Origin of the sequence: Micromonospora sp. URMC 106 (genome assembly GCF_051386395.1) — a bacterium.
GTDB lineage: Bacteria > Actinomycetota > Actinomycetes > Mycobacteriales > Micromonosporaceae > Micromonospora.
The window spans coordinates 1-10,512 of the sequence record NZ_JBPQTP010000164.1; the positions used below are offsets into that span (position 1 = coordinate 1).

The following is a 10,512-nucleotide window of genomic DNA, read 5'->3' on the forward strand; positions in this document are numbered from 1 at the left end:
GGTCGGGGCCCGGGGTCGGGATCGGCGTCGCGGCTGGGGTCGGGGGCGCCGCCGGTGTCGGGTCCGCGGCCCGCCCCGGTGCGGTGTCACCGACGGGGCTAACGGTCGCGGCGCCACCGGCCGCGGGGCCCACGGTCGCGGCACCACCCGTCGCGGGGCCAACGGTCGCGGCACCACCGGCCGCGGGGCCAACGGCCACGGGACCACCGGCCACGGGGCTAACGGTCACGGGACCACCGGCCGCCGCACCGTCGGCCACCGCGCCACCGGCTACGGCCGCACGACCGGCGGATGCGCCGGGCACGACACCGGCGGCGGCGCCGGCCGCGGCACGGCCGCGGGCGGTACCCGCCTGCAGGGCGGACATGGCCCGTCGCGCCTCCTCGGGGGTGCGCGGGGTCGGGCTCTCGATCACGGGCTGTCCCAGCGTCGGGCCGTCCACGGCGGGCCGCCGCGCCGCCGCTCCCCCGGCGGCCGACCGGGCACCGGGGGCGTCGGGGCCCGGGTGCCGGGGCCGGCCGGCCGGGCCGCGACGCCGCACCCGACGGGGCAGCCCGTCCACCTCCCCGGCGGGGGAGCCGGAAGGAACCTGGTCCTGTCCGGCGGCACGAGCGGTCCCGACCGCCCCGGTGGAGACGGGACCGGCGGCCTGGTCCGGCCCGGTGTGGGCGCCGGAGGCGGCGGCTCGGGCCGAACGGGGCCGGGGCAGCGTGCTCAGCCGGCCGGCCCGGGCCAACCGCCGCTCCTCCGGCGCCGTCCCGGACGGGCGCTCGGCCGGCCCGGTCTCCGCCGGCAGCAGGGACGGCTCGTCGGTGACCAGGTCGGCGGGGATGAGCACCACGGCGGTCAGTCCACCGCCGTCCGACGGGCGCAGCCGCACCCGGACGCCGTGCCGCGCGGCCAACCGGGCCACCACGAAGTGGCCGAGCCGGGCCGTCTCGGTGGGCTCGAAGTCGGGCGACCGGGCCAACCGCCGGTTCGCGTCCTCCAGCGCGGCGGCGGACATGCCGAGGCCGCGGTCGGTCACCTCCACCGCGTACCCGTTCGCCACGTGCTGACCGGAGACCTCCACCCGGGTCTGCGGCGGGGAGAACGCGGTGGCGTTCTCGATCAGCTCGGCGAGCAGGTGGATCACGTCGCCGACGGCCCGGCCCAGCGTGCCGCCGGGCTGCACGGCGGCGATGTCGACGCGGTCGTACGACTCCACCTCGGAGATGGCGCCCCGGATCAGGTCGACCATCGCGACCGGGTTGCGCCAGCCCCGCCCCGGCGCCGCGCCGGCCAGGATGACCAGGTCCTCCGCGTGCCGCCGCAGCCGGGTGGCGAGGTGGTCGACGCGGAACAGCTCGGCCAGCTCGTCCGGATCCTCGGTGTGCCGCTCCATCCGGTCCAGCAGGGCGAGCTGCCGGTGCACCAGCCCCTGGCTGCGCCGGGCGATGTTGAGGAAGACCTCGTTGAGCCCGCGGCGCAGGGTGACCTCGTCGACGGCCGACCGGACCGCCGTCCGCTGCACCTCGGTGAACGCCCGCGCCACCTGGCCGATCTCGTCGCCGCCGTACTCCAGCGGGGGCGCCTCCCGGGCGACGTCGACCTGCTCGCCACGGCGCAGTCGGGCCACCACGTCGGGCAGCCGGTGCTCGGCCATGTCCAGGGCGGCCGTGCGTACGGCGGTGAGCCGATGCGCGAGGGAACGGCCGACCCGCAGCGCCACCAGGACCGAGACCACGACGGCGGCCAGCCCGAGCAGCCCGGCGGCGGCGAGCCGGACCAGGATGCGGACGGCCGTCGGCACCGACCGGTCGGCGAGGCCGTCGGCCTGGGCCAGCTCGAACTCCCGCAGCGCCTGCTGCACAGCCTCGTAGTCGGCCTGCCACCGCCCCGGCTCCACCACCGGCCGGGTCGACGACCGGGCCCCGACCAGGGCGTCCTGCATCGTCCGCAGCCGGCCGAAGGCCTCCCCCTCGATCAACCGCTGGTACGCGACGCGCTCCGCGTCGGGCAGGTCCGCGACCGCCGCCTCGGCGAGGAACCGCTGGTTGGCGATGGTCTGCACCAGCTGCGTGTGCTCGCCCTCGCCGAACCGTCCGGCGGTGAACGCCCCGGCCAGCAGGGCGTCGGTCTGGCCGAGCAGCTCCCGGGAACGCCCCAGCGCGGTGACGGCGAGCGCCTCGCGGTTCAGGTCCCGGTCGGGCAGGTTCGCCATGGCGGAGAACGCCTGGAAGGCCGAGGTGATCATGCCGCTGTAGAGCCCGACCGCGCCGGCCCGGTCGACCTCGCGTCGGTCGATGAAACCCCGCCCGGCGGGCAGCGCCTCCAGCGCGGTGACCAGTTGGTCGACCCGGGCGTCGAGAAGGTCGTCGGCGGCGTCGCGCAGTTCCTCCCCGCCGACCCGGCGGCGCAGCTCGGCGACCGCGCGGTCGGTCCGCTGGCGCTGCTCGGCGAGCCCGGGCGCGACGCTCCCGCCGGCCAACTGCACCACCGAGAGCCGACGCTCTCGTTGCAGCTCGGCCACGACCGTCTCGCCGGGGTGGCCGAGGTCGTAGAGGAGGGTCCGGGCGGCCAGCAGGTCGAGGGCCGGGCCGAAGGTCAGTGTGGTGGCGAAGATCCAGAGCGCCAGCAGCGCGGTCACGGGAACGACGACCAGCGCGGTCAGCTTGGAGCGGATCGGCCAGTCGCGGGTGTTCAATCAGACCTCGCCCGGAAGGTGTGGCTGCGGAGGCGCCGGCGCCGGCCGGGCAGCGTCGGGGTCGGACGGTCCCGGCCCACGGTGCCGGTCCGTCCGGCTGACGCCTTGGGCAGGATACGTAAATCCCGCCCGATGCACTACCGTCCGTCGCGCCGGGCCTACCGGACGGACGTCCACAGCCGACGAACGCCCCGCCGGGATCGGCGGGGCGTTCGGTGGGCGGTGCGGATCAGGCGCCGGCGGCGATGCCGAGCCCCTCGGCGACCCGACGGCCGTAGTCCTCGTCGCACTGGCTGAAGTGCCAGACCATCTTCTCCTGGATGGGCTTGTCGCACTGGGCCAGGTTGGTGACCAGGTTGAGGATCAGGTCGTCCCGCTCCCAGTCGGCCATCTCCCGGTAGCGGCGGCCCGCCTGGGAGTAGTTGTCCTGCCGCTCGATCGGGGCCTTCATGATCTGGCCCGAGACGAACGGACGGTACTCCCGGTAGGACTCGTCGGCCTCCCGGAGCCCGGCGACCGAGGACGGCTCGAAGTTGACGTGCGGGTTGGCGCCCCGGTTGTCCACCCCGTACGCCATCTGGCCGCCGGTCTGGTTGGTGCTGACCCGCACGTCCTCGCGGGGCCGGTTGACCGGCAGCTGGAGGTAGTTGGGGCCGACCCGGTAGCGCTGGGTGTCCGAGTAGGAGAACGTCCTTCCGACCAGCATCTTGTCGTCGGAGAAGTCGATGCCGTCGACCAGCACGCCGGTGCCGAAGGCGATCTGCTCGTTCTCGTTGTGGTGGTCGGTGATGTTGCGGTTGAGCGTCATCATGCCGACCGGCAGGTAGGGGAAGTCCTCCTCCGGCCAGATCTTGGTGTCGTCGAGCGGGTCGAAGTCCAGCTCCGGGTGCTCGTCGTCGCTCATGATCTGGACGTTGAGCTCCCACTTCGGGTGGTCGCCGCGCTCGATGGCCTCGTACAGGTCCTTGGACGCGTGACCCAGGTCGGTGGCCTGGATGGCGTCGGCCTCGGCCTGGGTCAGGTTGTGCTCACCCTGCTGCGACATCCAGTGGAACTTGACCAGCACGCCCTCGCCCTCGGCGTTGACGAAGCGGTAGGTGTTCACCCCGGAGCCGCGCATCGTCCGGTAGTTCCTCGGGATGCCGTACGGGGAGAAGAGCCAGGTCAGCATGTGCATCGACTCGGGCGTGTTCGACATGAAGTCGAAGATCCGGTTCGGCTCCTGGCGGAAGGTCACCGGGTCCGGCTTCAGCGCGTGGATCACGTCGGGGAACTTGATCGCGTCGCGGATGAAGAAGACCTGGAGGTTGTTGCCCACCATGTCCCAGTTGCCGTCCTCGGTGCGGAACTTGACCGCGAAGCCACGTGGGTCGCGGGCCGCCTCCGAGGAGTCCCGGCCGCCGATGACGGTGGAGAAGCGGATGGTGACCGGGGTCTTCCTGCCCTTGGTCTGGAACAGCTTCGCCCTGGTGAAGGTGGACGCCGGCACGGCCTGATCACCGGTCCCGATGGTCCCGTACGCCTCGAACTCACCGTGCGCCACGAAGCCGCGGGCGTGCACCACGCGCTCCGGGATCCGCTCCCGGTCGAAGTGGCTGATCTTCTCCAGGAAGTGGTAGTTCTCCAGCGTCGCCGGGCCACGCGAGCCGACCGTCCGCTGCTGCTGGTTGTTGTGCACGGGGTGACCCTGACGGGTCGTGAGGATCGGCTTGTTGGCCTGCGGATCGCTCATGGCGCTCCTCCTGATCGGGGTGGCGGCTCCGGCGTCACTGGTGTTCGGTCGCCGCCACCTGGGGCACCGGCCCCGGTGGGTGACCTCGGTGCGCTCCACCGCGAGGGCGGCGGCGACCGGCATCACCCCACCCAAGCGCGCTTTCTGGAACGAATCAAGTTTTCGCGGGGTAGTGGCTCTGTGTGACTTGTCATGTCGGTACCGGGAATGCCCACCCGGTCGGTTCGTCAGGAAAGTGCCCCGGAACGGGATTGGCGATCACCGAGCGGAGGGAATACCACCGGCGAAGGAGGAGCCATGTCGCCCACGCAGGTAATCGTCATAGTTCTCGTCGTGCTGGTGATCGCGGCGCTGGCCGTGGCCGCCCGGTCGTACGCGCGCCGCCGGGCGCTGCGGTCGCGGTTCGGTCCCGAGTACGACCGCGCCGTCGCCGAACGGGACAGCCGTACCGCCGCCGAACGCGAGCTGCGGGAACGGGAGCGCCGCCACGCCGAGCTCACGCTGACCCCCCTGGCCCCCGAGTCCCGCGCCCGCTACGCCGCCGCCTGGGAGGAGCTGCAGGTCCGCTTCGTGGACTCCCCCGCCGAGACGGTGGGCGACGCCGACGAACTGGTCACCCGGCTCATCGCCGAACGCGGCTACCCGACCGGCGAATTCTCCGACCAGATCGCCCACCTCTCCGTGGAACACGCCCGCACGCTGGGCCACTACCGCGACGCCCACGAGATCCACCTGCGCAACTCGCGTGGCGAGGCCAGCACCGAGGAGCTCCGCCAGGCCGTGGTCCACTACCGCGCCCTCTTCGCCGACCTGCTCGGCGAGGAACCGGTGGGACACCGGCCACCCGAGCAGCGCAGTCCGGCCAGCCAGCACGACGTCACGAGCCGCTGAGGAGACCGCGATGCGACAGGAAGAGCAGCGGGTGGAGAACGAGCACCCCGAGGCCGTCCGCTCCGCGCCGGTGCCGGTGCCGCCGCCGGGCGACCAGGCCGGCCGGTCCGAGGTGCCCGAGGACGCCCTCGACGACCGGGGCACCTTCGACGACCCGGCGGTCGCCGGCGGGCGCACCCCGGGCCGCGCCGCCGCCGACGACGGGCGCACCGGCGGCCGGGACGACGGCCGGCCGGAGTTCCACGAGCCCGGCCCGGTGCCGACGGCCTTCGGCGCCACCACCGTGGGCGGTGCGGTGGCCGCGTCCGCCCTGGCCAATCCCGACCCGGAGAAGGAGCCCGACCCGCGCGCGGAGTCGACCGCCCGGCCGGGCGACGGCGCCGTGGACGGTGAGCGCGAGGGGCGGCGGGCCGACCCGACCGCGGAGTTCCACCGCACCCGCGGGGGCGGCGAGGACCACCCCGACGAGCGCGGGGAGCCGGGGCGCGGCACGACCGTGCTGCCGCCGGACGCCACCGACGGCCGGCCGGAGCGCCGGGCCGACCTGACCGGGTGGACCGGCGACCCTGAGGCCGCCGGCGCGACCGGCTACGGCAGCGCCACTCCCGCGATGGTCGACCCGGACGCCGAGCACGGGTCGGGCGGGCGCACGGGCGCCGCCGGCTCGCTGAAGGCCGCCGGGACGTCCCGGCCGGCCGGGTCGACCGTGGCCGCCGAGCCGGCCTCGCTCTTCGACCGGGCGACGGCGCAGGGCTTCCGGGACCGCTGGCGGGACGTCCAGCTGCGGTTCGTGGACGACCCGCGCGCGGCGGCCGGGGAGGCGCAGTCGCTGGTCGACGAGGCCATCCAGGCGCTCGCCTCGGCGCTGTCCGCGCAGAAGAACAAGCTGGGCGGCTGGCAGGACGCCGGCTCGGCCGACACGGAGCAGCTGCGGATGGCGGTCCGCCACTACCGCGACTTCCTGGATCGGGTCCTCGGACGCTGACCCGGTCCCCGCGGGCGCCCCGGCTGCACCGGCCGGGGCCCCCGGTCGCGTCCGCAGCGGAGCGCGAAGGGGGCGGCGCGGCAGCACCGGCCGGGGCGCCCGGATGCGTCCGTGGGCGGGGCAGCGGGGCGACCCCGAGGGGACGACGCGGGAGATCGGCGACGACTCGGCCGGCGCAGGCGTCGAACTTCGCGATCCGGGTAATTGAGCACGCGCGCACGCAGCCGGCGCGGACGGTGGACGAAAGGGTGGCGGGATGGACGGCGGGGGCCTGCGGCTGAACATGAACGTCCTGGACTACGGCATCCTGGCGCTCTACTTCGTCACGGTGCTCGGCGTCGGGTTCGCCGCCCGGCGCGCGATCCGGACCAGCGTCGACTTCTTCCTCTCCGGCCGCTCGCTGCCGGCCTGGGTGACCGGCCTCGCCTTCGTCTCGGCCAACCTGGGGGCGTTGGAGATCATCGGCATGGCCGCCAACGGCGCCCAGTACGGCGCGATGACGCTGCACTACTACTGGATCGGCGCCGTGCCGGCGATGGTCTTCCTCGGCATCGTGATGATGCCGTTCTACTACGGCTCCAAGGTCCGCAGCGTGCCCGAGTACCTGCGGCTGCGCTTCAACCGCCCCACCCACCTGCTGAACGCGCTCAGCTTCGCGGTCGCCCAGGTGCTCATCGCCGGGGTGAACCTCTACGCCCTGGCGCTGATCATGCAGGCGCTGCTCGGCTGGCCGCTCTGGGTGGCCATCGTGGTCGGCGCGCTGATCGTGCTGGCGTACATCACCGTGGGCGGGCTCTCCGGGGCGATCTACAACGAGGTGCTCCAGTTCTTCGTGATCATCGCGGGCCTGCTGCCGATCACGATCCTCGGCCTGGTCAAGGTGGGCGGGATCGACGGGCTGATGGACGCGGTGCGCGACTCCAGGCTCGGCGAGGCGGGACTGCACACCTGGCAGGACACCGGCACCACCGGCAACCCGCTCGGCGCGCACTGGCTCGGCATCGTCTTCGGCCTCGGCTTCGTGCTCTCCTTCGGCTACTGGACGACCAACTTCGCCGAGGTGCAGCGCGCGCTGTCGGCCAAGAACATGAGCGCCGCCCGGCGGACACCGATCATCGCCGCGTACCCGAAGCTGCTCATCCCGGTCGTCACGGTGATCCCCGGCCTGGTCGCCCTGGTGACGGTGCAGGGGCTCGGCGCGGAGAGCGGCGACCTGGTCTACAACAACGCGATCCCGCTGCTGATGCGCGACCTGCTTCCCAACGGCGTGCTCGGGATCGCGGTGACCGGCCTGGTCGCGTCGTTCATGGCCGGCATGGCGGCCAACGTCAGCGGCTTCAACACCGTGTTCACCTACGACATCTGGCAGTCGTACATATGTCGGGACCGGCCGGACGAGTACTACATCCGCGTCGGCCGCTGGGCCACCGTCGGCGGCGTGCTGATCGGCATCGGCACCGCGTTCATCGCGGCCGGGTTCAGCAACATCATGAACTACATCCAGGCGCTCTTCTCGCTGTTCAACGCGCCGCTGTTCGCCACCTTCATCATCGGCATGTTCTGGCGGCGGATGAGCGCGGCGGCCGGCTTCCTCTCGCTGCTCCTGGGCACCCTGGCGGCGCTGGCCACCTACCTGCTCTACAAGGCCGGGGTGGTCCACTTCAACTCCGACCTGGAGGAGAGCTTCTGGGGCGCCGGCATCGCGTTCGTCACGGTGGCCGTCGTCGCCGCCGTCGTCACCCCGTTCACCGCGCCGAAGCGGGACGACGACCTGCGCGGGCTGGTCTACGGCATGGGCGGTGTCGACCTGAAGGGCGACGTGCTGGCCGGCGACCGGGTCTGGTGGCGCTCGCCGGTGCTCCTCGGCGTGCTCGCGGTGGCGCTCTCCCTCCTCCTCTACCTGCCGGTCTTCTAGAAAGGGGTGCCCGGCCATGCCCATGGACGACCTCAACCCGCGCGGGCACGACCAGATGGTCGAGGCCACCGAGGAGGCGCGCCGCCGGTCCGCCGCCGCCCGGCTGTTCGACATCCGCCGGGTGATCGGTGGCCTGTTCACGGTCTACGGCGCGATCGTCACCCTGGTCGGCGTCTTCGACGGCGCCTCGGCCGTCGAGAAGGCGCAGGGGGTCCGGATCAACCTCTGGGCCGGCCTCGGCATGCTCGTGTTCGGCGTGCTGATGCTGCTGTGGCAGTGGCGCAACCCGGCCCAGCCGCCGGACACGTCGGCCCGGCCGTCGGAGGCCCCGGACGAGGGGCGCTGAGCGTCCGGCCGGCATCCGGGCATGGGCTCCGCCACGCGGGGTACGCGAGGAGGATCAGGAAACCACCTGGCGGCAGGAGGGCAGCGACATGACGGATCGTGACCGTGACCGACCGCTGGAGGAGAGCCCCGAGGTGGCCGCGGCGGTCGAGGACGACACCGGCATCCCCCAGCTGATGACCGGCGGCGGCGCCGACCGGGACACCCCGTCGTTCACGCAGCCCGGTGACCGGCCGGAGGGCGGCGCGCCGACCGACGAACTGATCGGCGACCCGTACGCCGCCGGCACCGGGGCCACCGGCACCGGCACGGGGGCGGCCCCGGACAACATCCGCACCGGCGCGGAGCAGCCCTGGGAGCCGGAGGACCTGGTGGCGGCCCGGGGCCAGGACCTGACGCCGGAGAACATCGAGCGGGCCCGCCGGGACCTGGCCGAGATGGGCCGGGCGGCCATCGAGAAGACGGTCCCCTGACCGCGGTACGCGAGGGGGGCCCCGACCCGACCGTCGAGCGGTCGGGTCGGGGGCCCGGGGAACCTGCCGCTGGAGTGCCTCACCTACTGCCAGCGGCGGGTGGGCGCGGTGTCAGGAGAGCGGCGGGTAGGCGTTCTGCATGAGCTGCGTGAACTGCGCGGGGAACCAGGCACCCGAGATCGGGGCGTCCGGCAGGGCGCCGCTCATGTTGTTGCCGTTGCGGGCGTTGCCGGTGTAGGTCGGGTCGCACATCCGGTCGAAGCCCTTGCCCTCGTTGTTCGGGATCTCCTTGCTGGAGCCGTCCGACTCGCCCGGGGGCTTCACCCAGACGTACGCGTCGATGCCCGGCTCCGGGGCGGCCTTGGGGCGCTCGCCCAGGCCGGCGCCGGCCTGGTTGCACCAGTTGCCGGGGTGGATCCGCCGGTCCACCCGACCGCCGTTGACGTAGGTGTCCACACTGGTCGTCGCGCCCGGGCCGGTGGGCCGGGCCGAGCCGCCCCAGCCGTTGCGGGAGGTGTCGATCAGCATGCCGATGTTGCTGTCGAAGCCGACGGAGACCAGCTTCTGCCGGAATGCCTGGGCGAACGACAGCTCGTCGACGTACTGGTTCCAGTCGATCCACTTGGACTGGCGCACGGTCTGGCCGTTCACCGTGTCGGTGACCTTGACGTACGGCTCCCGCAGCGCCGAGTAGTTGGCCGTGTTGACGATGAAGCCGTGCACGTTGTTCACGGTGCTGCCGGAGGCGACCGCGGCGCTCTTCAGCATGTCGGCGGTCGGGCCGAAGTTGCTGTCCCAGCCGATCCAGCCGTGGTGGGCGGCGTCGATGTAGTTGTAGACGTTGCCGATCGCGCCCAGCTTCGCCAGGGCGTACCCGACGCCGTTGACGTAGGCGCCGTTGGCCTTGACCGTGTCGCACATGGTGGTGCCGCCAGGCTGGCCGGAGGTGTTGGTCACCAGGTTCGGCAGCGAGTCGATCTCGATGATGTTGATGATCCGCAGGCTGGCGTACTTCGGGTCACCCTGGATCGCGGCGATCGGGTCGATGTACTCGGCCTTGTACCTGGGCAGCTCGTCCGCGCGCAGCTCACCGTTCGAGGCCAGCGCGGCGCAGTCCCGGCCGGGCAGGTTGTAGATGACGAACTGGATGTACTTCGCCCCCTGCCTCAGCGCCTCGTCCAGGTGGGCCCGGACGCCCATCGCGCCGTTGGAGCTGCTGTCCGGGGTGCCGTTGATGGCGGCGATCCGGTCCAGCCACACGGCGGTCGGGTTGTTCGACACCCGGTTGCCGCCCGGCACGGACTCGGCCTTCGCCTTCCACTCCGGATTCACGTACCCCTGGGCGTTCAGATAGGGGTTGTCCACCCGCTGCCCGGGCGGGGGCGTGGTGGGCGGTGGGGTCGTCGGCGGGGGCGTCGTCGGCGGCGGGGTGCTGGGCGGCGGGGTGCTGGGCGGCGGGGTAGTGGGGGTGGTGCCGCCGTTGCA

7 protein-coding genes and 1 pseudogene are annotated in these 10,512 nt (G+C 73.1%); 5 read left to right on the forward strand and 3 right to left on the reverse strand.

Going from position 1 to position 10,512, the window contains the following annotated elements; translation table 11 throughout:
• On the reverse strand, positions 1–2,686 hold a 2,686-nt coding region (locus tag ACSNOB_RS30210), incomplete at its 3' end, for a sensor histidine kinase (protein ID WP_436690639.1).
• A gap of 229 nt (positions 2,687–2,915) precedes the next feature.
• Positions 2,916–4,418 (reverse strand): catalase, encoded by a 1,503-nt coding sequence (locus ACSNOB_RS30215; RefSeq protein ID WP_436690641.1) that lies wholly within the window; start codon positions 4,416–4,418, stop codon positions 2,916–2,918.
• Positions 4,419–4,715: 297 nt separating this feature from the next.
• Between ACSNOB_RS30215 and ACSNOB_RS30220 the strand changes: the two genes are divergently transcribed.
• From ACSNOB_RS30220 to ACSNOB_RS30240, 5 genes and pseudogenes are all read left to right on the forward strand, one after another.
• Complete coding sequence (locus ACSNOB_RS30220) at positions 4,716–5,309, forward strand: hypothetical protein (RefSeq protein WP_436690643.1); 594 nt, start codon at positions 4,716–4,718, stop codon at positions 5,307–5,309.
• Between the two features lie 10 nt (positions 5,310–5,319).
• A pseudogene (locus ACSNOB_RS30225) lies at positions 5,320–5,853 on the forward strand (hypothetical protein); the annotation flags it as partial.
• 697 nt (positions 5,854–6,550) lie between these two features.
• Positions 6,551–8,209 (forward strand): sodium:solute symporter family protein, encoded by a 1,659-nt coding sequence (locus ACSNOB_RS30230; RefSeq protein ID WP_436690645.1) that lies wholly within the window; start codon positions 6,551–6,553, stop codon positions 8,207–8,209.
• Between the two features lie 16 nt (positions 8,210–8,225).
• A complete protein-coding gene (locus ACSNOB_RS30235) occupies positions 8,226–8,555 on the forward strand; it encodes a hypothetical protein (protein WP_393110350.1) in 330 nt (109 codons plus the stop codon).
• An 88-nt stretch (positions 8,556–8,643) separates the two neighbouring features.
• Positions 8,644–9,027 carry a hypothetical protein gene (locus ACSNOB_RS30240; protein WP_393110348.1) on the forward strand — a complete coding sequence of 128 codons (384 nt, stop codon included), beginning with the start codon at positions 8,644–8,646 and terminating at the stop codon, positions 9,025–9,027.
• Between the two features lie 111 nt (positions 9,028–9,138).
• On the opposite strand, the gene ACSNOB_RS30245 is transcribed toward ACSNOB_RS30240, so the two are convergent.
• Positions 9,139–10,512, reverse strand: a 1,374-nt coding sequence (locus ACSNOB_RS30245; RefSeq protein ID WP_436690647.1) for a glycoside hydrolase family 6 protein, incomplete at its 5' end; no start/stop codon positions are given.